Origin of the sequence: Paenibacillus sp. FSL K6-2524 (assembly GCF_038005525.1) — a bacterium.
GTDB classification, from domain to species: domain Bacteria; phylum Bacillota; class Bacilli; order Paenibacillales; family Paenibacillaceae; genus Fontibacillus; species Fontibacillus anaericanus.
In genome coordinates, this window is record NZ_JBBOSP010000001.1 from 5,567,229 (window position 1) to 5,588,925 (window position 21,697).

Annotated in this window: 19 protein-coding genes; 6 read left to right on the plus strand and 13 right to left on the minus strand. The window is 44.0% G+C overall.

Annotated features, from left to right (window positions below):
- Nucleotides 1-20: 20 nt before the first annotated feature.
- Nucleotides 21-2,015: an excinuclease ABC subunit UvrB gene (uvrB, locus tag NST85_RS25975; RefSeq protein ID WP_341190798.1), complete on the minus strand. Its 1,995-nt coding sequence runs from the start codon at nucleotides 2,013-2,015 to the stop codon at nucleotides 21-23.
- Between the two features lie 249 nt (nucleotides 2,016-2,264).
- Between uvrB and NST85_RS25980 the strand changes: the two genes are divergently transcribed.
- Nucleotides 2,265-3,047, plus strand: a complete 783-nt coding sequence (locus tag NST85_RS25980) for a flagellar motor protein (RefSeq protein WP_341190799.1) — start codon at nucleotides 2,265-2,267, stop codon at nucleotides 3,045-3,047.
- On the plus strand, nucleotides 3,044-3,862 hold the full coding sequence (locus tag NST85_RS25985; protein ID WP_341190800.1) for a flagellar motor protein MotB: 819 nt from the start codon (nucleotides 3,044-3,046) through the stop codon (nucleotides 3,860-3,862). The genes NST85_RS25980 and NST85_RS25985 overlap by 4 nt, the downstream gene beginning before the upstream one ends.
- A gap of 60 nt (nucleotides 3,863-3,922) precedes the next feature.
- Here NST85_RS25985 and NST85_RS25990 read toward each other — a convergent pair whose 3' ends face one another.
- The 6 genes from NST85_RS25990 to ftsE all read right to left on the minus strand — a co-directional run bounded on the left by NST85_RS25990 (nucleotide 3,923) and on the right by ftsE (nucleotide 10,388).
- Complete coding sequence (locus NST85_RS25990) at nucleotides 3,923-4,378, minus strand: hypothetical protein (protein WP_341190801.1); 456 nt, start codon at nucleotides 4,376-4,378, stop codon at nucleotides 3,923-3,925.
- 30 nt (nucleotides 4,379-4,408) lie between these two features.
- Entirely contained in the window at nucleotides 4,409-5,728 is a 1,320-nt protein-coding gene (locus tag NST85_RS25995; RefSeq protein ID WP_341190802.1) for a PDZ domain-containing protein, read from the minus strand.
- A 126-nt stretch (nucleotides 5,729-5,854) separates the two neighbouring features.
- Nucleotides 5,855-7,321: a S41 family peptidase gene (locus tag NST85_RS26000; protein WP_341190803.1), complete on the minus strand. Its 1,467-nt coding sequence runs from the start codon at nucleotides 7,319-7,321 to the stop codon at nucleotides 5,855-5,857.
- A 179-nt stretch (nucleotides 7,322-7,500) separates the two neighbouring features.
- Nucleotides 7,501-8,742, minus strand: coding sequence for a murein hydrolase activator EnvC family protein (locus NST85_RS26005; RefSeq protein ID WP_127194161.1), 1,242 nt, complete (start codon nucleotides 8,740-8,742; stop codon nucleotides 7,501-7,503).
- Nucleotides 8,743-8,797: 55 nt separating this feature from the next.
- A complete protein-coding gene (gene ftsX / locus NST85_RS26010) occupies nucleotides 8,798-9,712 on the minus strand; it encodes a permease-like cell division protein FtsX (protein WP_127194160.1) in 915 nt (304 codons plus the stop codon).
- Nucleotides 9,702-10,388 carry a cell division ATP-binding protein FtsE gene (gene ftsE / locus NST85_RS26015; RefSeq protein WP_127194159.1) on the minus strand — a complete coding sequence of 229 codons (687 nt, stop codon included), beginning with the start codon at nucleotides 10,386-10,388 and terminating at the stop codon, nucleotides 9,702-9,704. The genes ftsX and ftsE overlap by 11 nt, the downstream gene beginning before the upstream one ends.
- A 213-nt stretch (nucleotides 10,389-10,601) precedes the next feature.
- Between ftsE and NST85_RS26020 the strand changes: the two genes are divergently transcribed.
- Both NST85_RS26020 and NST85_RS26025 read left to right on the plus strand, forming a co-directional pair.
- Nucleotides 10,602-12,038, plus strand: coding sequence for a VanW family protein (locus NST85_RS26020; RefSeq protein WP_341190804.1), 1,437 nt, complete (start codon nucleotides 10,602-10,604; stop codon nucleotides 12,036-12,038).
- A gap of 169 nt (nucleotides 12,039-12,207) precedes the next feature.
- A complete protein-coding gene (locus tag NST85_RS26025) occupies nucleotides 12,208-13,419 on the plus strand; it encodes a CynX/NimT family MFS transporter (RefSeq protein WP_341190805.1) in 1,212 nt (403 codons plus the stop codon).
- A gap of 90 nt (nucleotides 13,420-13,509) precedes the next feature.
- Here NST85_RS26025 and NST85_RS26030 read toward each other — a convergent pair whose 3' ends face one another.
- The 6 genes from NST85_RS26030 to NST85_RS26055 all read right to left on the minus strand — a co-directional run bounded on the left by NST85_RS26030 (nucleotide 13,510) and on the right by NST85_RS26055 (nucleotide 19,447).
- Nucleotides 13,510-14,259 (minus strand): hypothetical protein, encoded by a 750-nt coding sequence (locus NST85_RS26030; protein WP_341190806.1) that lies wholly within the window; start codon nucleotides 14,257-14,259, stop codon nucleotides 13,510-13,512.
- Nucleotides 14,260-14,268: 9 nt separating this feature from the next.
- The gene (locus NST85_RS26035; protein ID WP_127194154.1) at nucleotides 14,269-14,991 is read right to left on the minus strand and encodes a polymer-forming cytoskeletal protein; all 723 of its coding nucleotides are present in this window, start codon (nucleotides 14,989-14,991) and stop codon (nucleotides 14,269-14,271) included.
- A 3-nt stretch (nucleotides 14,992-14,994) separates the two neighbouring features.
- The gene (locus tag NST85_RS26040; protein WP_341190807.1) at nucleotides 14,995-15,630 is read right to left on the minus strand and encodes a YhbD family protein; all 636 of its coding nucleotides are present in this window, start codon (nucleotides 15,628-15,630) and stop codon (nucleotides 14,995-14,997) included.
- A 433-nt stretch (nucleotides 15,631-16,063) separates the two neighbouring features.
- Nucleotides 16,064-18,061, minus strand: a complete 1,998-nt coding sequence (locus NST85_RS26045; protein ID WP_341190808.1) for a methyl-accepting chemotaxis protein — start codon at nucleotides 18,059-18,061, stop codon at nucleotides 16,064-16,066.
- Between the two features lie 201 nt (nucleotides 18,062-18,262).
- The gene (locus tag NST85_RS26050; protein WP_341190809.1) at nucleotides 18,263-18,733 is read right to left on the minus strand and encodes a RidA family protein; all 471 of its coding nucleotides are present in this window, start codon (nucleotides 18,731-18,733) and stop codon (nucleotides 18,263-18,265) included.
- A 27-nt stretch (nucleotides 18,734-18,760) separates the two neighbouring features.
- Nucleotides 18,761-19,447 carry a DNA alkylation repair protein gene (locus NST85_RS26055; RefSeq protein ID WP_341190810.1) on the minus strand — a complete coding sequence of 229 codons (687 nt, stop codon included), beginning with the start codon at nucleotides 19,445-19,447 and terminating at the stop codon, nucleotides 18,761-18,763.
- Nucleotides 19,448-20,021: 574 nt separating this feature from the next.
- On the opposite strand from NST85_RS26055, the gene NST85_RS26060 reads away from it, so the two are divergent.
- Nucleotides 20,022-20,702 carry a response regulator transcription factor gene (locus NST85_RS26060; protein WP_341190811.1) on the plus strand — a complete coding sequence of 227 codons (681 nt, stop codon included), beginning with the start codon at nucleotides 20,022-20,024 and terminating at the stop codon, nucleotides 20,700-20,702.
- The gene (locus NST85_RS26065) at nucleotides 20,677-21,663 is read left to right on the plus strand and encodes a sensor histidine kinase (RefSeq protein WP_341190812.1); all 987 of its coding nucleotides are present in this window, start codon (nucleotides 20,677-20,679) and stop codon (nucleotides 21,661-21,663) included. The genes NST85_RS26060 and NST85_RS26065 overlap by 26 nt, the downstream gene beginning before the upstream one ends.
- The last annotated feature ends 34 nt before the right edge of the window (nucleotides 21,664-21,697 follow it).

Here is a 21,697-nt window from a genome sequence, read left to right on the forward strand (position 1 = left end):
TATAAAATTAGTCGTATATATCATTCTGCCTTGAGCTCCATGATCGCGTCACGCAGTTCGGCGGCGCGCTCAAATTGCAAGTTCTTGGCTGCTTCTTTCATATCGGCTTCCATACGTTTGATGACAGTCTCGCGATCCCGCTTCGACATTTTGCCTTTAGCCGCACCTGTCAGATAATCGCTCTTGCTTTCGGCAACCTTAGTAGCCTCAATAACATCACGTATCTTCTTGCGGATCGTTTGCGGCGTAATCCCATGGCGTTCGTTATAAGCCATTTGCGTGTTACGACGGCGTTCCGTTTCATTCATGGCTTTAGCCATGGAATCGGTTATCTTATCGCCATAGAGGAGTACACGTCCATCTGAATTTCGAGCCGCCCGACCGATCGTCTGGATCAGTGAACGTTCTGAACGGAGAAATCCTTCCTTATCCGCATCCAGAATCGCCACAAGTGATACCTCAGGTAGATCCAGACCCTCTCGCAGTAGATTGATCCCGATAAGAACATGAAAGGTTCCAAGTCGTAGATCACGTAAAATACTCATCCGTTCCAACGTTTTGATATCTGAGTGAAGGTAGCGTACCTTAATGCCGATCTCCTTCAGATAATCAGTGAGATCTTCGGACATTTTCTTCGTCAACGTTGTAACCAGAACCCGCTCGTCCTTCTCAATCCTATCGCGAATTTCTCCGATTAAATCGTCGATTTGTCCCTTTGTCGGACGGACCTCAATGATCGGATCCAGCAATCCTGTAGGCCGAATGATCTGCTCGACCATCGTATCACAATGCTCGATTTCATAAGGACCAGGCGTAGCCGACACAAAAATCAACTGATCTGCCTTCTCCTCAAATTCTTCGAACCTAAGCGGACGATTATCAAGTGCGGATGGCAGACGGAAGCCATGCTCTACAAGCATGGTCTTCCGCGCTTGGTCACCGTTATACATCGCCCGAATTTGCGGTAACGTTACATGCGACTCATCGATGACAATCAAGAAATCATCAGGGAAGTAATCCATCAAGGTATAAGGTGTTGCACCCCGTTCACGGAATGTTAAAGGTCCGGAATAATTCTCAATCCCTGAGCAGAAGCCAACTTCCTTCATCATTTCAATATCATAACGTGTACGTTGCTCTAAACGCTGGGCTTCAAGCAACTTACCTTTGGACCGAAATACTTCTAACTGTTCTTCTAATTCTCGCTCAATATTGACCAATGCCATCCGCATCGTCTCTTCCTGCGTTACAAAGTGAGATGCTGGGAAAATAGCTACATGTTCACGTTCCCCAACCAATTCACCAGTCAATACATCAATCTCGGTTATTCGTTCAATCTCGTCGCCGAAAAATTCCACTCTGATTGCTTGTTCCCCCTTGGAAGCCGGGAAAATTTCCAATACATCGCCACGTACACGGAATGTACCCCGTACAAAGTTTAGATCGTTACGCTGATATTGAATTTCGACAAGACGGGCCAAAATCTGATTCCGCGGCTTCTCCATACCTACTCTCAGGGACAAGACCATATTACCGTATTCATTAGGAGAACCTAGGCCGTAAATACACGATACACTCGCTACAATGATGACATCCCGTCGCTCGAACAGAGAACTTGTCGCGGAGTGTCGCAGTTTATCTATTTCTTCATTAATGCTGGAATCTTTCTCGATGTACGTGTCAGAAGAAGGGATATAGGCTTCCGGTTGATAGTAGTCGTAGTAACTGACAAAATAATCAACCGAATTATTAGGAAAGAAGTCTTTGAACTCGCTCGCAAGTTGCGCGGCCAGTGTCTTGTTATGAGCAATAACGAGGGTAGGTCTGCCAAGCTTGGCAATGGTATGAGCAATCGTGAACGTCTTCCCGGTGCCTGTAGCACCTAGTAAGGTTTGATTCCTCTTTCCTGCCTTCACGCCTTCCACCAACTGTTCTATCGCTGTCGGCTGATCACCTTGAGGTGTGAAATCTGAGACTAGTTCAAATTTATTATCACTATAGACAATTTCGCTCATTGTCCAACATCACCCTTATCGTCTAAAATGAAATACTAGAGAGTTACTTTGAAAAAAGAAGACTACTACCTTACATATATACTAAGTAGTTCTCTCATCTATATTAACCTGATTCCAAGTAGTTAATTACTTGCCACAAACGACATTCATTCCTGAAACTGTAAAACGAGAATGAGTGTTCCCATCAATTATACTGTTTTCATTCCATGGATGCAAATGGTAAGTAAAGAATAGGAGTTGTACATAATTATGGACATATCGACAATACTCGGCTTAATTATTGGTTTGGTCGCACTCATAGGCGGATTTCTTTGGGATGGCGGCGAAGTAGGTGGACTTATGCAGATAACGGCTGCCTTAATCGTATTCGGCGGAACAATCGCCGCAGTCATGATCAGCTTCCCAATGTCCAGACTAAAGAAGATTCCTCAAGCCTTGGTGTTAGCTTTTACATCCAACGACAAGAATTCTAACGGTTTAATTGAAGACATTCTTAGTATGTCCAACATTGCACGACGGGAAGGCGTACTGTCCCTGGAGAAAAAGTCAGAACTTCATCAAGATGCATTTCTCCGCGATGGCATTCAACTTGTCGTGGATGGAACCGATCAGGACATGGTGAAACAAATTATGGAGTATGAAGTTTTCGCAGTTGAGAATAAATATGAGAACTACGCTAAAATATTTGAATCAGCCGGAGGATATGCCCCGACGATGGGAATCATCGGCACGGTTATGGGTCTTATCCACGTCCTAGGTAGTTTGACTGAGCCCACGGGGCTTGGGCCCTCCATTGCACTGGCTTTTACGGCGACATTGTATGGGGTTGCTAGTGCCAATCTTATTTTCCTTCCGATTGCCTCCAAAATAAAAGCACGTGGTGAAGATGAAATAAATCGAATGGAGATGATGATAGAAGGTGTCCTTTCGATCCAGAATGGGGATCATCCGATATTAATTCGCCGAAAAATGGAATCCTTTATCATAGATAACTCTAGAAAACTCCCAGTAACTGAGGAGAACGAGGCATGAGATCGCGGAACCGGCAGCGCAGACAGAACAAACCTGATACAAGGGACCGCTGGATGATAACCTATGCCGACCTTATAACGTTGTTGCTCATCTTCTTCGTTATTATGTTTGCCATGAGCCGGCTGGATATCGAGAAATATGAGACGATTACACAATCACTTCAGCTCACCTTCAAGAGTGGAGATTCTTTGCTAGAGAAGGGCAACGGTATTCTAGGGACCGCTGATCCATATACTCAAGTGAATCCACCCGCAACATCCGGGAAGGACGATGAAGGCGATAAGAGTAGCGAAGTAAAAGCTGATACACCCGCCCCGATGACCGAGCGAGAGTTAGCCTTCCGGGAACAGGAAGAAGATCTCCTTAATTTAATGAATATGATCCAACAATATATTAAGGACAATAAACTAGAAGATCAAATTCATGTGTCTGATCTTCCAAAGGGTATCTCCATCACATTAAGCGATCGTTTTCTATTCGATGTCGGTAGGGCTGACTTGAAGGAAGACTCCGCTAAGACCTTGGCAAAGCTTGCTAGTCTATTCCGCACGCTAGATACCATCGTTAGTATTGAGGGACACACAGATAGTGTTCCCGTTGGCGAAGCCTCCAAGTTCAAAGACAATTGGGAGCTATCCGGTGCAAGAGCACTTTCTGTTCTCCGCTACTTCATTGATCAAGAGGACCTCGATCCTGCTGGATTCCAGTATGCAGGATACGCCGATACCCGACCGACTGGGGACAACGACACCGCTGATGGCAGACAGAAAAACCGGCGTGTAGAAATCACGGTACTAAGACAGCTTCAGCAGTAGCGCATAACAAACAAAGCTGCATTCCCAACTGGGAGATGCAGCTTTGTTATATATCTTGAGCTATATAATAACTTCCGGAGCACGTAGCTTTAAGGTAAGCTCCTTGCCATTCATCACTTCTTTGGACTCTGCGACAATCCAGTTTGCGGCCAAACGCTGATGGATCACCCCGGCTTGTTGTTCATTAACTAACAATCCCTCAATAATCCCTTCCCCGACTTGAAAATCACGTTCACTATCTTGTCCCAAAAATTTTTCTAGCCAAATTTTAAGTCCGTTTCTCGTATTAAACGTGATTCGGTATCCCCCAGTAATAGCCTCAGCTAGTTTCTCTCCGTGCTCTACTGAGTAAGTAAAGAGGTCCGTGTAATTGTAATGCTCCTCTTTCACTTGTTCAAAAGCGGATATGTCATTCGATTGGACCGCATGAAGGAGGCTTTGCTCCGACATTCCGGCTCGTTTGGCATGCTCTATTAAGATAGCCGTATGCTGTGATAATCTGATTTCAGTACTCATGCTCCTCAGCTCCCTCATGTATGCTCTCTATTATTGTTCTACAATTTGCTCTTGAGATTTCGTACTAGTAGAAGCACGATATCCTCCACTACTGCCACTAACACCACGTTTAGGATTTAGCAGTTGTAGTAGTGATAACGGCCGCAACTTCACGGCAGATATCGTCTTCTCATCCGGTGCCAAAATTGCGCCGAGCAGATGATGCTCACCGGCATAAATGGCACGCTGGAGGTATTTACTCTCGCCAGCAAGATTCAGCACCTCTAGCTTGCAGAATGCTGGATTAATCCGCAACGCTGCATGTAGCTCTTCCTGCGATGGAACCGGAACCCCGTTTACTTTGATAATCGTTTCACCTATTATGATGCCGAGTTCTTCAGCAGGACTCCCTGGCAGAACAGCGAGCACCTTCAGCCCACCCTTCGGATTAACAAACAGTGGACTATGCTGTTGTTCCTCTATACGGCTCAGCCATGTAAGTCCCTCATGAAGTATAATGGCAAGTAGTGCAGTTAGGAATATCAGTGGACTCCACCAAGCAGATAATATGGCCAATATAAGTATAATCAAACCATACCCGAGAATGCGACCCGAAGTTATCCGAGATTTTACCTCGGGTAACAACCCCGTTGTCATTTCCGAGAAGCCGATCATAATTGGCAACGCGAGGATGCTGAATCCACCTTGCCAAACATCGCCGCCAAAGAGTGGTGACCATGGCAGGATATCCCCAGCAGTTTGTGCCGGTATGAACAAGAACAAGGGAATAGCCCAGAGATTCTGCATCTGATAACCGCCCACCATTCTTCCCCGCTTACCTTCAAAAAATAGCGGTCCGGCAGACTTAGCCCCCTGCCATCTGATGAGTAGTCCTTCAGCTAAATGTACTATTGCAACCAGACATAATAATGCTGGCATGTTCAATTCGCGAACAATTCGAACGATCTCTCCAATCCACTGTGCACCCTCGAATGAAGGAAATAAGTTCAGGATAAATTGAGCGACCCCAAGTAAACCAACGGAATAAGCCAAACATAAATATCGAACACGAATGAGAAGTAACACTAAGGTTACGGCCCAAATACAAATGATACCTTCCATAGTAAGCGTCATGCCCACGAATGCAAATACGACTGATACCCCTATCCCTGCCAGCAAGCCACCAATAACCGTACGCCATGTTTGACCTAACCAGCTTTGCAGACGTACATGGAATAACTTCCGCTCTAGGAGAAACTGCCTTCGATACATCAGCATAATCAGAATAATTGAAATATAATAAAACGGCTGCAAGAAAAGCTGCCCTACTGCCTCCGCTAAATTCCATAACCCTTCTAAAAGAATACTCAAAAGGACCTTCACTCCCCATCTTGAAATTCTCACGACCGAAATCATGTGTCAGGAACCAATATTAATATTTTACTCAGATTCACACCGTATGAATATAGAAAAAAAGAAGGCTAGAATCAGCCTCCTTTATTTATTCGACACCGGCGAAGCGATTTCCTTCCGGATCTCTTCGATCGCCGTATTCATTTGCTTGTCATTCTTCACATCACGAATTTTCTCAATCAAGCTGCTTTCCAGCGCTTTTATCGTTTCAACTTCAAGGACGCCGGTTGCCTTCATGTTCACACTAGTTTGGAATTTCTTAAGCGCATTTTCCGTTCCCTTGTCAAAATATCCATCCTCACGGCCAGGTGCAAAGCCCAAACTACTGAGCATTACTTGCGCACTCTTGATATCATCACCCAACATATCATACTTGAAAGTTGTTTCCTTATTAATCGGTGCTACCGTGAAATAGGAAGGTTGAGATACCTTGATGTCTGGCTGGATACCCTTTTTATGAATCCACTCACCATTTGGTGTGAGCCATTTGGCAATTGTAACTTTCAACAAACTACCATCGCCCATTTCCTCACTAAAACTTGTTTGAACCGTTCCCTTACCATAAGTCGCTTCACCAATCAACTTAGCACCCGCTGACTCTTGTAATGCTCCTGCCAAAATCTCAGATGCACTTGCACTACCTTTATTGGTCACTACTACGATGGGATACCCCTTGCCCGACCCCTTCGACAATGTCTGACTACGTTGCTTGTTTCTATCTTCAACCTGAACAATACCTTTGCCCTTCGGCACGAATTGTTGCGCCATATCAATTACAATGGAGAGCACACCACCTGGATTATTACGGACGTCGATGACAAGCCCCTTCATCCCTTTGGCCTCTAAATCAGCCAATTCCTTCTTAAACCGTTCCGCCGTATTCAACGAGAATTCGGTAATCTCTATAACACCAACGTTGCCCTCTTCCATCCGCGCGTAGACTGTTTCGAGCGCGATATCATCACGTACAATGGTATATTCTAGTTCGGCGGAAGTATCCGCACGTTTCACCTTCACCTTAGCTTCGGTTCCTTTCGGACCACGAATCTTGGAGACCGCTTCGTTAAGACTAAGTCCCTCAAAAGATATCCCATTCACGGATAACAAGATATCCTTAGGCTGGATACCCGCCTTTTCCGCCGGCGAACCTTTAATAGGAGATACCACTACCACACTGCCATTCTCCATCGATACCTCAGCACCGATTCCGGTAAATGAGCCTTCGATTTGTTCCGAAAATTGTTGTGCTGTATCCGGTCCCATATAAGAAGAGAAAGGATCACCAAGCGCATTCATCATTCCATCAATAGCGCCATCAACCAGTTTACTCTGATCAACATCTTCTAAATAATTTTTCTTAATCAATTGAATTGCCTTTTCGATCTTCTGAATATCACTCTTAGAGCTCCCGCTACCTATATCGGCAAATACACCGCTGCGAAGTGGGCCCGATCCTGCAAAACTCAGTTGGTCTGTTAGGGTCAATGTGAGCACGCTACTGAGCAGCATGGCTAACAGAACAATGAGAGCTACTGTACGTTTTTTAAACAAAAAATCACCGCCTCTGGATTGATCAACTTGGAAGCTACCTTAATAACCATCATAGTATATGTTTAGCTTGTACGGAATATTTATCTAGTCCATCCATTCCTGCGAGAGAAAGAAGGAAAAACGGATAGCCCGTCCCATGTAGAGACGTTATCCGTTTCATTAGACTTGCAACTATTCTATTACAAATAAGGCATCGGGTCTACAGGATTACCATTTATACGGACTTCAAAGTGACAGTGGGGTCCTGTCGAATTACCTGTACTACCGACTTCAGCGATTTTTTGGCCCTTTTTCACTTGCTGACCTTTTTCAACCACGATACCATTGTTCCGAATATGACCATATAGCGTCCATACATTATCACCATGATCGATAATGACGGTATTGCCATAACCACTCCACCATTCAGCAACGATAACGACACCACCTGCAGCTGCGTGAATATCTGTCCCTTGTGCAGCCGCCAGGTCAATACCTGTGTGCGTCTTCACCTTACCTGTTATTGGATGCACCCGCGTACCATAACCTGACGACAACCGCGCACCTGTAACAGCAAGTCCCATGGATCCGCCATTCCCTTTAAAAGTTCCTGAACTCGAAACACCGGAGCTACTGCTCGATTTAGTACTCTTCTTATACGTATATACTTGAGCAGCTTTGATCTTATTTTTCTCTTTCTCTAAGGCTGAACGCTTGGTTGCGAATTCGACTAACAAAGCTTCCTGCTCTTCGCTGATATCATCGGATTCTTCAATTTCATGGCTATACTTAGCAATTAATTGTTGCTTCTCGTTCTCTTTTTCTTCTAAAGTACTCTTACGAGACTCCGCTTCTGCATATAGATTCTTAACCGTCGCATAATCCTGTTCTAAGTCAAGCTTTTGCTGTTCGAAAAGTTCCTTATCTTTCTTATGTTCTTCCAACAGCATTTGATCCTGGTTAGCGATCGCTTGTAATGAGTCAGCGCGTTCAAGGAAATCTGTAAAGCTCGTTGATGACAAAAGAACATCTAAATACGAAACCGTTCCATCCGTATACATCAAACGTACTCGTGAATCGAGCCAATCTGAGCGTTCCTGAATTCGCACCTCTGTCTCATCCAGCAAGGCTCCAGTAGCCCGCAAATTTTCTTCTGTTGCGTCAATCTTCATAGAAATCTGAACAAGTTCATTACTTACCGTATCAATTTCCTGCATAACTAACTTCAAATAATTAGTATTCTTATTAACGTAATGCTGAGCTTCCTTCTTCTGATCGGCCGCCTTCTCCTGTTGCTCTTTGGCCTGCTTAGCCTGCTCTTGCAGCTGTTTCAATTCTTTGTCGATCTGACTGATCGTCTTGCTCTTGGCATAACCTTCTGTAGGTTGGAAGATCATAACGGCTAAAGTGACAACGGCAATCATGGATATCCATTTTTTCAACTTTGCTTTCCCCGTCCTTTTTGTTTAATCTATCTCTTCGAACTACTACATCTAATTACACTTTCAAAAATTTACGAATTGACATGGTGCTTCCCCAAATTCCGATAACAAGACCAAATCCAATTAATAGTCCACCTAACTTTAGACTAATATCTTTAATTGGTACTAGCCGAAAAGCCATCGAAATATCGCCCTGAATAGCTTCTACCAATTGGTTATATCCAAGAAATAGAACAACTACGGTAATAACTGAACCTATCAGACCGATTAGCGCACCCTCTACGAAAAATGGCCACCTGATAAACATATTCGTGGCTCCTACCAACTTCATAATGCCAATTTCACGCCTACGGGCCAGAATGGTAACTCGAATTGTGTTAGAGATAAGGAACATCGCCATCAACCCCAAACCCGCAACGAAGGCGAAACCAATATTGCGTACCGCTCGTGTGACTTTGAAAAGTTTCTCAACCGTACCTTGTCCATATCTAACTTTATAAATCGGATTATCCGGATATTTCTTATTTAATTCCTCAATTTTAGTTGCTAGATAAGGAGCCGTAGTTGGCTCAACAACCTCTATCTTAAGCGTGTCTGGGATTGGATTAGTCTCTTCGGTATAGCCCTCTAGTAAATCCTTGCCCTCTTCGCCCAATTTCTCCTTGAAGTCTTTGAGACCTTCAGACTTCGATATCACAGTGATACGGCTGACCTCATCCATCGATCCGATCTCGGCTTTTATTTTATCTAATGTAGCCTGATCTACCTTTGTCCCCATATAAACATTAATCTCTACCTGATTATCGACATCATCCGCAAACGAGTTCACGTTCAAAACTAATAAAGTAAACACACCCAGGATAAATAATGAGACTATAATCGATGTAATCGAAGCCACGGACATCCAACCGTTACGAAATACATTCTTCGCGCCTTCGCTAAGATGTCGAATGGGGGTGTTAAAATTCATACCCATATTCCCCTCTCAACTGATCTCGCACAATGTTACCATGCTCGATAGCGATTACACGCTTGCGCATCTTGTTAACGATCTCTTTGTTATGTGTTGCCATTACAATGGTGGTACCCCGGAAATTAATATCATCTAGAAGTTGCATAATACCCCATGAGGTCTCCGGATCTAAGTTCCCTGTAGGCTCGTCCGCGATAATAACAGAAGGGTTATTGACGATCGCTCTAGCAATCGCAACCCGTTGCTGTTCCCCCCCTGATAACTGTGAGGGGTCACGCCCAGCTTTATTCTTAAGTCCGACCAAGTCTAGCACCTCAAGTACACGCTTCTTGACCACCTTCTTCGGTGCTTCAATAACTTCCAATGCGAAGGCAACATTCTCATAGGCAGTCAGTTTAGGTAGCAACCTGAAATCTTGAAAAATCACGCCGATATTGCGGCGAACATATGGAATTTTGCGAGGTTTGAGCTTACCGATATTAAAACCATTGACTGAAATTTGTCCTTTGGTTGGTACTTCTTCCCGATATATTAGCTTCATAAAAGTCGATTTCCCTGCTCCTGAGGGACCGACTAGATATACAAATTCATTACGATCGATTTTGACTGATATCCCTTTTAGGGCATGGGTGCCATTGGGATATGTCTTCCAAATATCCTGCATTTCTATCAAATTTATCACGTCCTAAATCTTAATTCCCAGCGCTAAGTCATCTGCATCTAAATTCGACACTTTCCCGCCAATTCCTTTAAAAGATGAGTAAATATTCACCAGTCCGTTATTTATTGTAACAAATATGTTACCTTTTGAGTACTCGAAAGTTTTCAGAACTTGAACATATACATGGTTGTACATGAGCTTTTCCAAATTGGAAAGGAGTACAACATGCGAAAAATCCATCCTATTATTATTTCGGTTGTATCTGTCTTATTGCTGTGTATCCTTTTGCTGATAGTAGCTCAGCTATACGTGGGGCAAAATACTGTTCCCAAAGGAACTACCGTTGCTGGCATGAAAGTCGGTGGATTAAAAAAGGATACCGCACTCCAAAAATTAGCAAATGAATTTAAGGTGATGGAAACGCATCCCATTGTATTTGTAATCGAGAATATTGAGGTTAACCTCACTTGGGGGGAAAGCGGGGTATCTTATAATGCAGGGGATTTCAGAGCGTCTCTGTCAAAACTTTCTGAGGGAAGCTTGTGGAATCGTGTCTTAGCACGAAAAAACTTCCCTAAAGTATGGAAACTCCATGCTTCATACGACGCCAAACCTCTGAAGGCAGTCTTTAACTCCGAATGGGAGGAGGCACAGTTCGGTGCACTTGTGAATGCAGTGCGAACTATTGCTAAGGATGATCGTATTAGCTATTTACCTGGACGGACAGCACAGCGCATTCACTGGGAGTCCTTTCCGTCTACCATACTATCAGCTTTGCCTACATCCATCCCCGATGGGGACAACAAGTCTCAAGATCCTACCGTGATCACCATCCCCCTACATGTCGTTCAACCCACAGTAACGATAGAGACGCTTCAGGATGAAGGGATTCGGCGTAAGATTGCAGAATTCTCAACCGGCCTCCAAAGTAGCGGTGAAGGTCGCTTGTACAATGTGGATGCGGCAGCACAGACGATAGATGGGATGACGTTACCACCTGGTGGCATATTTGACTACGCCACAGTGATTGAGTCCGCTGAGCAAACGTACGGCTTCCGTGAGGCCCCCGTCATCTTTGGTGGGAAGCTCGTGCCTGGAGTGGGTGGCGGAATATGCCAAGTGTCTAGCACCCTCTATAATGCCGCTCTCCGCGCGGGATTAACTATTGTCGAGCGCCGCAACCACTCCCTGCCGGTCAGTTATGTACCCAAGGGGCAGGACGCCACCTTTGCGAAGGGCTACATTAATTTTCGTTTCAAAAATACATCAGAACATCACATACTGATCCGAGCCCAAACCCAGAACCATGTGCTGACGGTCAAGCTATTCGGAGATATCCCGCAGAATGTGACTTATGAGATTCAATCCCGAACGTCTAAAGTTCTTCCGATGAAAAATAAATATGTAGTGAATAAGACGCTACCTGTTGGGGGCTGGGAAGTCCTCGTCCAAGGTAAAGAGGGGTTTATTGTCGAAACGTACCGAATCAAAAAAATAGATGGGCAAGTTGTAGAGACTCGTAAACTCTCCAAAGATACCTATCCATCGCAACCCACGGTCATAGCGATGCACGATGAAGGTTCATATAGAGAGAATCCTTCTGCCGAAACAAATCCAAAAAGCATTGTGGAGGACGGTGTGGAAGGACCCACATTTAGATAGATCTGTGACATCCAGACGACAGAGAACAGACAATGACATAAATGTATTGATTGTAAAAGTTTTCATATGATAAGGTTAGTGTTCACTCCTGACATTAAGGTAGGAGGCTTCTCAACCTCAGAATAATTTGCTAGAAGCGGTTGAAGATCATAGGAGGATTTCAAACATCATGAATAAAGATACAGCTCACTCTCTTAGCTCCCCACGTGGCACTTCCATCACGCTACTGGTTCTTGCTATTCTTCTGACCTCCGCCACCTTGCGGGCCCCTATTACGGGCGTCGGATCTCTTATAGGTCAGATCCAAGCTGACACCGGACTTTCCCACACCATGACCGGGATGCTGACTACTTTACCACTAATCGCATTTGCTATATTCGCTCTGGTTGCTCCTAAGCTATCACGGCGGTTCGGTATAGAATGGACGCTAATATATTGTATGGTTGCATTAACAGCCGGAATTGCCATTCGTTATTTTCCGAATACCCTAGCATTATTCGCTGGCACAGCGCTGATCGGTAGTGCAATTGCCGTATGTAACGTGCTTATTCCTGGATTAATCAAACGCGAATTCCCACATAAAGTCGGCCTGATGACAAGTTTATATACTTCATCGATGAATATGTGGGCGGCAATTGCTTCAGGAATCAGCATTCCGCTCTCCAACAGTTTCTTGGGTTGGCGAGGATCACTGAGTAGTTGGGTCATTCTTTCCATAGTGACCACATTGATATGGCTACCACAACTTCGCCGCAAGCCCGCAAAGATAAGTTCAAATGGATCCGTACCATCCCGCAAATCTGGATCTGTATGGCGCTCTTCCGTTGCCTGGAAGGTTACTATATTTATGGGGCTTCAATCCGTCATGTTCTATGTAGGTATCACCTGGCTCCCAGAAATCCTTCATGAACAAGGTATGAGTCCGGGAAAGGCAGGCTGGATGCTGTCCCTTATGCAAATTATGAGCATGGCAGGGTCATTCATTATGCCGCTGATCGCGTCGCGGATGCGAAGCCAGAAATTGCTTGCAGCCTCTTCAGCTGCACTGTTTCTAATTGGATTCGGCGGAATTTGGTTAGGCCTCCCTTCATTCGCACCACTGTTCATTATGTTGATTGGGCTTGGCTGCGGTACAACCTTTAGTCTTGTCATTTTATTCTTTTCACTTCGCACTCGGACTGCTGAACAAGCGGCTGAGTTATCAGGTATGGCCCAGTCTATCGGATATCTATTGGCCTCGATTGGCCCGACACTATTCGGCTTCCTTCACGACAGAAGCGGAAATTGGGACACCCCGCTTGCCACGATGGTCTTCATTTCCCTTTTTGCTATTGCTTTCGGGTTTCTAGCTGGACGGAAAGGTTATATCCATCCCGAGTGATCACTTTCGAACACTCAAAGCCCCCTTATCGTTTCTGGTAAGGGGGCTTTGAATGTTCCTATACTATTGCATGGAAATCGCTCTACCAACTCAACCCACGTTCCGACTCTCAGCGATATCGGATTGCTTATCTTGTTGAAAAGTTCCCCGATACTCGACAAGACCAATTCGGCAGCCCGGTCCAATTGTTACATCCCCGCCGCGCACCACATCTGCTACCGTGTGCTCAAGCCATATCACATCACCTTCGATAACTTCAACCTTAAGCTCTGGAGCTCCAGAATTTTTTAACAAGGACATCCATCGCCACGAAGAATGCGGCTGGATCCGAATATGACCTCCAACGATCTCCTTGGCACGGCTTAAGCCTAATAATTTCATTTCTACTCGCTCTGCATTTAACATCCCATCGACTTGAGCGGCACCCTTCAATCGAAAATGCTCCACCTGACAATCACCTTTGACCGTACAATTTCCATATATCCCTATTTCATCCCCGGCAATGCCTTCCTCGATCTGAATTTCCCCGTTGAGTTGGGCTTTTGTAACCGTTAAACTTCCTCGAATATTTAGATTCCCTGTCAGGTTTACCTCACCACCCCGTAAGGATCCCTTCGTTATCACATCTCCAGTAGTTTTAAAGACATTGCTGGTGAGGCTACCGCCAATCTCAGCCGTTCCGGTACATTTAAAAGTCTGGCAATCGATATCACCGTTAATTTCCGCATTACCAACAATATTAACCTTATTAAAGACTCCGCCATTAGATCCACTATCACCAACAATCTTCAAGTCAGAGTGTTTCAAGTTCTTAGCATAATCAGCCATTTTATTTCTCACCGTCCTCATTTATACTTGTTCAGCTATCCCTACTGAGGCTTTGGAATCCGCTTCATAGTGGTGTTTATATTCAACGCGTCCGATTTCGCAACCTGAACCAATCCGTACCGAATTACCACGAACAACCTTTGCCGTTGTATCCTCTAACACGATTTCATCGCCTTCAATAACTTCGGCAGTCAAGCGGGTAGCTAAAGATGGGGATAGCAGTGCCAAGAAGAATCTTGAGCCTGTTTTTTTGCGAACTTGAATGCGTCCTCCACCGATTTCTTTGGCACGGCAGGGTCCTGCCATTAAAATTTCCATTTCACCCGCATTGATCATCCCGTCGACTTGGATCTGACCATGGACTTTCAGATATTCGTACTCAGCGCTACCTCCCAGATTTAATCCTCCGTCGATGTCTGCACGTTCCCCTACCGCACTTCCTTCGGCTTTCAGCATGCCATTGATATTTATCTCTTCGAATTGTACATTCCCATCGACTTTAAACATCCCGTCTACACGGAACTTTCCTCCACCGATCGTAGCCGCCGTTGATCCATTACCATTCAGCCGAAATTGCCCCGCTTGAATGGAATCTTTCAACTTCAGTGTTCCGTTAGCTGTCAAGGACGAGCAAAGGACCTCCCCGTTCACTGTCGCAATCCCGTCTGTAGTAATTTTTCCATAGGTGCCACCTGATACTTTCCCTATACCATTAATTTTTAAATCTTTTGCCGCTTGTTCCATCCTCTATCCCTCACTTCCGCCTATTTTCAATTTAAGCTCTTCCGTGCATTGCGCCATGAACAGTGTCGTTACTAACTTTACTCCCTGATCGAAACAAATCGTGCTACCCGGGGTCAACAGGATAAACGCAGCCACTCCCATCTTCCGAATCAGCATAAGTTGGCCGTCCTTCCCGGCAAAAGAAGGGAAATGCTCTTCTAGCGTGCCTACAAGCAACTGGCCTTCGTCCAGCGATATATCTCCACTCTGTAACAGCTTGTCGAGCATATATAGAGTTAGAACTTTATCAAATGCAAAGCGTTCACTGTGTCCGGTCACTTGTATATATAAATTCAAAGCGCTAGATGAAACAATGTTGCGATCAAGTATCTCTCCTGCGCTGAGATAAATCTCTCCCAAACTGGGAGAAAATACATCCGCAAGTTCATCTAGCGATAGGCCATCCTTCATGTTGAGTATTTTATCGATACGCGGCATAATCTTATGTCTTGGAAAAAAGGTTTCCTGACCCGTATAAGAAGACTTACGGATAAACCAATCCTCCGGAATTAAGTTCTTCCGCTTCCACCGGTATAACTGTCCATAGGATATTCCTGTCATATCCAGCAGTTCCTTCTTAGAAATTAATTCCTCACTCATGTTCATCCTCCTCTTAAAAAGCAGTGTAACATAACATTGTTACGCTGTAAATAATGTGATTGCGATGAACATAAATAGAAACGGCATCGCTGTCCTTGTTGGGATAGCGATGCCGTTTCTGCGAGAAATATGTGTAAGGAATGAGGTGGAATTATGGATGTAAACCGTAATCAGTGCTTGCTAATAAGAGAAATATGTGCAGATCATAGCAGAGAGGACGGAATTGTCCTGAAGAAGCGGAGCGTTCGCCTAAAAGCTTTCCAAAGGAAAGCTACTTCGAAAGCATACGCTTTGCCTCCGAATTTTTACCGCTATAGCGATATAATCAAATAAATTCGGAGGCAACAGCGATCGTAAGGATAATCCGTCCGCGTAGCGATCATCGATCTACGTATTACATTTTTCAAGCACTAATTTTGGTATTGAGCCAGAATTACAGCTTGAAATGTTCTATCTTAACTTGCATATCTGCGGCCATTCGCGCCAAACCTTCGGATGCCGAAGAAATTTCCTCCATAGATGCAAGTTGCTCCTCTGTTGCAGCAGTGACACTTTGAAATGCATCAAGGCTCTTAGATGATGTATCCGCCATCTGCTGAACGGACGCTGCAATCTGATCTGAGCTTGCTGACATCTGTTCGGTAATAGCGGAGACATCATGAATCTGTTCCGTGATAAGCTTCGTCGATTGCTCTATTTGTTGGAAAGCGCTATGCGCTTCCGATGTTACAACAACACCTCGCTCCACGCTCGCCGTCACTTCACTACTCATCACCACATAGACTCTTTCAGTCAAGCTTACCATCTGTCCTATGTTCTGCCGGATCATCTCTGCCGTACCCTTTGATTGCTCAGCTAGCTTACCAACCTCACCGGCAACAACGGAGAATCCTCGTCCGTGTTCACCAGCCCTTGCGGCTTCAATCGACGCATTCAGCGCCAATAAGTTTGTCTGTACTGCAATATCGGAAATCGAGTTGCTCATGGCTGCGACTTGAGTGCTGAGCTCGTTCATTTGGTGTATCAATTCCGCAGATTCACGGGTGGAGCGATGGATTTCTTCCATCTGCACACTAACCAAGCTTACCTTCTCACTACCGTATCTTACATCCTCTACGGTTTGGGCTGAAGACTCAACAATGCTGCCCGAAGCTTCTGCAATTTTACGAATGCCTAACGACATTTCTACCATCGTCTTAGCACTCTCCGCAGATGCCATCGCCTGATTCTCTGCATCGGATGAGGACTCCTGTACAAGCTCTACTATATATTCAACTGCCTTAGCATTTTGCTCCGTTCCAGCCGTCAATTCCTCACTAGAAGCGGCCAATTGACTCGATGTTTCTGACATATCCTGAACCATATGACGGATGGATGTTACCATCTCATTATAACTATCTGCCAACTGCCCAATTTCATCTCTTCTAGTAGTGGTCACTTCCTCATTCAAATTACCCTCAGCTACCCGTTTCGCTGATTTGTTCAGTTGCTCTATCGGCTTAGTAACTGCCCGTATAGTTATAAACAATAGGATACCCGCGATAAGCAGGGAAACGCCCAGAACAACTAAGGAATTCCATAAAATAGGTAGGGATGCTGTGCTAAATTCATTCAATTCTAGCACAGCTACTAATTTAAAACCCGTAAGATCATTCGTTGTAAAATGCCCACGCTGTGGGTTCCCAGTTATTGGGCTATTATAATCTACGTACCCTGTATCTTTACTGTGTATAACTCGTAGTTGATCTCCGGTTACACTATCCCCCACCGCAAGCGTGGGATGTGAGATGAGTTTATCATTCTGATCAATCACATAGATATATCCGTTTTCCCCTATTTTTATTTTATTTATCATTTCATTAATTTGGGCCATGTTCAACGAGACAGTAATTGCCCCCTGCCCATCCGACAGTGCTCTTGCTATGAACAGATTGTAGTTTCCCGTTGTGGCCGACTTGAACGGATCAGGGATGATCGTCTTATTCGGATTTTCCAGCGCTTCGATATACCACTCTCTCTCTCTCGGGTCATAATCCTGTTTCCCTGGATCGGGAGCTTTCATCCAAGCGCCCTTGTTGTTACCAACGGTAATTAATTCAAGTTCAGGGTGCTTCTCCATAAAAAGATCCATCAACTTCCTCAACTCAGGTGAATTAGTATCGATCTGCTTGGCGTTTATCTCCATCACCAACTGCTCCACATTCCGAACCTCGGCGATTACGATTTGGTTCAACGATTGGTTCAGTATGTTGACACTTAGTTTACTACTCTCTTCCATCTTCGACTCTAGCTGTCCTTTAGCACTGCTATAATTGAATGTAGTAATCAGCAGATTAGGTATAATCAGTAACAAAGAAAACATAATAAGTAGCCGACTGCGTAGTGATATAATCTCAAATCTTAATCTGATCCTGGTAAATAATGACTTCATTCATGTTGCCCCCTTATATTTGTGGTACATTGCCTATCGCATTTCTATATTGTCTGTGATGTATATATCTATCTTCGACATAATTCGAGTTATTTTTTACGAATTTCTGAAAATAAATAAATGACCGCTACGCGATTGAAAAAATACGAAAAAGAAGAAGCCCTCTGCTGGGCTTCTCCCTCCATACCATTGCTATATCGATTATTGTTGTCCGTCCTCCACTTGGAAGATGGAATCTACTATGATGGGTAGATTATCTCGTACAGAGACAGCGCCAAATACGGAACGTGCATGTAAGCCCTGGTCAGCAAATACCTCCAACATCAGATCCGAGAATCCATTTAATACTTTATGATGTTCATCAAAGTCCGCCGTGGCGTTAACAAACCCTTGGACTTTCACCACTCGCTTCACCTTATCTAGTGACCCAAGCGCTTCCCTCAAGACGGCCAGCACTTGAATCCCTGCTTCTCTAGCATATTGATATCCTTGTTCGGTTGTAAACTCTGCCCCTAGTTTCCCCTTGGGATTTCCGAATGGCCCCTTACCGGATACATACATCAGTCCTCCTACGATTACGTAGTTGGCATACTTAGCGGCAGGACCACTAGCCGTAGGTAGTTCCAGCCCCAACGCATTCAGTCTGCTTTCAGCATTCTCAGATTTATTCACTTTCTTTCCCCCATCTCATCATATGATCTACTTCTCCATTAACACGGCTCTTTGAGCTGGAGTAAGCTTTTCAAGCGCATACCGGAAAGCCACCCTTGGCATCTGTGATTTATTCTTGAGTAAATAATGGAACACTTCCTCTGGCTTAGCCATAGAGAGGATTTTGAGCATCCATCCATAACCTTTTTGCACCAGATCATGCGAATCATCCATTAACTTATCCGATATGATGTATGGATCCATCCCCTGAAGCATTCCTTTTTTAATTGGATAAATGAGAATTACTGCCGAAGCTCGTCTTACCCAGAAGTCAGAATAATGAGTCCAGTCCATCACTTTAGGAAGAAGATGAGGGTACTGACCGAGTAGTTCGCCAAATGCATGCGTGCAAAAATCATCACAATCGCCCCATCCTGAAACATACTCCTTAAGCCAACGCTCAAAAATATAAAATGTATCTTCCCTATACAACTTTCTCACCTTATACGCCCAATCATAAGCGATTACGCCAAGTTCCCACTTTCTTTCGGCAAGCAATTGTTCACAATAGTTCAGGACGGTGTTTAGACTCCGATCCTCCAGGGTACTAAATAGACTAGAAGAAATAGACCTTACTCTCCCGGTTGTTAAGCCCGATTGCTTAGAAGCATTGCCTAGGCGGTTTTGCACCTCTTGAATGAAATTCATTTCGACTTTTGTAGGGAGATTATTCACTACGGCTTGCCTCCTTATTTTCGGAATGAGTTCTGCAAAACAACAACAAACCCAGCCTAGGATCATCTTAGTCTCGGGGCTGGGTCATGTGTGGGTATGAAGCTTCTTCTATGATTATACAACTGAACAACAATAGGAGTAAGTCCTATTCAGAGCAGGGGCAGAACGCTCGCTTCATGACTAAATGATCTACCCGTTACGTAGAATTTAACATCCCATTTACAAATCTACGGTTCGGCTCTAATTTACACGATTTATGATAAAGCTGTACTCTTGTTATGCTAATACAACTTTTAGGAGGTAAGGTCAAAATGACAACTATTTTTCGCACCGAGTTTTTAGCGGGACCCAAGAATGCTCACCACTGATCTAAATCGCATGCTATAGTCCTCAGGGCGTATTCCCCTTCTTATTTCTTCACACACACAGCAAATGGCCAACCCAGCCGAGGTTGGCTTTTTTGCATTTCTCACAGTTATCAACCCCCTCCCCATGGTAAACTTTAGGAAGATAGAATTTTTATCACTAAGCAGCTTAGCAATATCAATCTTAAATAGGAGCAAAGCAAATTACCATGGACAAAATACTAGTTATTGAAGACGACGTCAAATTGCAAAAGTATATCAAAGAATACTTGCAAGCCTACGACTTTGCCGTGGAGACGATTACCGATTTCGATCATGTTATCGAACAGGTAGAGGAGGCCAAACCTCAACTCATTCTTTTGGATATCAATTTACCGTCATTCGATGGATTTTATTATCTAAAGCTTTTACGGAAAAAGCACAATACCCCCATCATTATTCTTTCAGCGCATAGCGATGAAGGAGAACAAATCCGCGGCATGGAGTTTGGTGCAGATGATTATGTGACCAAGCCTTTTAGTGTGGGTATTTTAGTAGCTAAGATCAATGCCGTATTGAGAAGATCTTATGCCCGGGATGAAGAAAATGATTATACCCTAGGTGGACTAACCCTACATAATGAAAGTATGAAACTCCAATACGGACATAAGACCATGGAATTAAGCAAAAATGAATACCGTCTCCTAAAGATTTTCATGAAAAATGCAGGTGAGATTGTAACCCGTGAGGAACTGCTCGAAGCGCTATGGGATGACCATGTGTTTGTGGATGATAATACTTTAACCGTCAACATAACTAGGGTGAAAAAGAAACTGAGTGATTTTGGGCTAGAAGATATCATTACGACAAAACGGGGAGTTGGCTATGTCTTTGATCCAGTGGGTTGCTAAACTGCTTCATTTAAACAAAGGGTTCCTTATGATCTATTTCATCAACACATTTGTCCTGATCTTAATATCTTATCTGTTACACGGAGTACAGGAACTCTGGTACCCACTAACCGTAAGCCTTTTTATTTTACTTGTCTATCTCACATTTGCTGGTGTTCGTTTGTATAAATTCACTACGAAGTTGGAGGAATCCATAACAAGCCCACAGATGGATGTGAATGTCTTAGACCATAACGATCTGCAGATCTTTGGCACAATCAATGAAATACATGATCAATATAATCATAAAATCTATCAAATGAACAACTCGTTTAAAGAGCGAAACTCTTTGTTCTCCCAGTGGATACATAACATGAAAGTGTCGATCTCCATCATTGGTCTGGCTGCAGACAAAGGCTCTAACGATGCCATAGAAGACATTAAAGCAGAGAACCAAAAATTAAGACAAAATCTTGAGGAGTGTCTAAACGTGCTCAGGCTCGATGACTTCTCCCGGGACTATTTGCCGGAAAAGACTAATTTACATCAGCTTGTTACCCAAGTCATCAACGATAAGAAGCGCGACTTTATATACCAAGAAATCTACCCAAAGGTTTATATCGACGAGCAGCTAGCGGTTTATACCGATTCCAAATGGTGCAGTTATATGCTAGAGCAAATACTGTCGAATGCCATTAAATATAGTGCAAAAAAACAGCATATTACCATTAAGAGCGTAATGGATCTTGGTGCAATATCGTTGGTCATTCAAGATAACGGAGTCGGTATTGATCCCGAAGATCTGCCGCGAATTTTTGATCCCTTTTTCACCGGAAAGAATGGAAGAAATGATAGTTCAGCCACAGGAATCGGCCTTTATATGGTGAAATACATTTCCAACAAATTGGGACATGACATTAGCGTGAGTTCACAAAAGGAAATCGGGACCGAAGTAACCCTTGCTTTCCTTACAAAAGTGTAAGGTTACGTAAGGGAAATCCATTCGAGCAAATGAT

What these genes read in the sequence shown, in the direction of transcription:
- NST85_RS26065 (WP_341190812.1), top strand. Translation starts at nt 20,677, where the DNA reads ATGTCTTTGATCCAGTGGGTTGCTAAACTGCTTCATTTAAACAAAGGG.
- NST85_RS26025 (WP_341190805.1), top strand. Translation starts at nt 12,208, where the DNA reads ATGAATAAAGATACAGCTCACTCTCTTAGCTCCCCACGTGGCACTTCC.
- NST85_RS25990 (WP_341190801.1), bottom strand. Translation starts at nt 4,378, where the DNA reads ATGAGTACTGAAATCAGATTATCACAGCATACGGCTATCTTAATAGAG.
- NST85_RS26040 (WP_341190807.1), bottom strand. Translation starts at nt 15,630, where the DNA reads ATGAGTGAGGAATTAATTTCTAAGAAGGAACTGCTGGATATGACAGGA.
- NST85_RS26020 (WP_341190804.1), top strand. Translation starts at nt 10,602, where the DNA reads ATGCGAAAAATCCATCCTATTATTATTTCGGTTGTATCTGTCTTATTG.
- NST85_RS26045 (WP_341190808.1), bottom strand. Translation starts at nt 18,061, where the DNA reads ATGAAGTCATTATTTACCAGGATCAGATTAAGATTTGAGATTATATCA.
- NST85_RS25985 (WP_341190800.1), top strand. Translation starts at nt 3,044, where the DNA reads ATGAGATCGCGGAACCGGCAGCGCAGACAGAACAAACCTGATACAAGG.
- ftsX (WP_127194160.1), bottom strand. Translation starts at nt 9,712, where the DNA reads ATGAATTTTAACACCCCCATTCGACATCTTAGCGAAGGCGCGAAGAAT.
- NST85_RS26035 (WP_127194154.1), bottom strand. Translation starts at nt 14,991, where the DNA reads ATGGAACAAGCGGCAAAAGATTTAAAAATTAATGGTATAGGGAAAGTA.
- uvrB (WP_341190798.1), bottom strand. Translation starts at nt 2,015, where the DNA reads ATGAGCGAAATTGTCTATAGTGATAATAAATTTGAACTAGTCTCAGAT.
- NST85_RS25980 (WP_341190799.1), top strand. Translation starts at nt 2,265, where the DNA reads ATGGACATATCGACAATACTCGGCTTAATTATTGGTTTGGTCGCACTC.
- NST85_RS26060 (WP_341190811.1), top strand. Translation starts at nt 20,022, where the DNA reads ATGGACAAAATACTAGTTATTGAAGACGACGTCAAATTGCAAAAGTAT.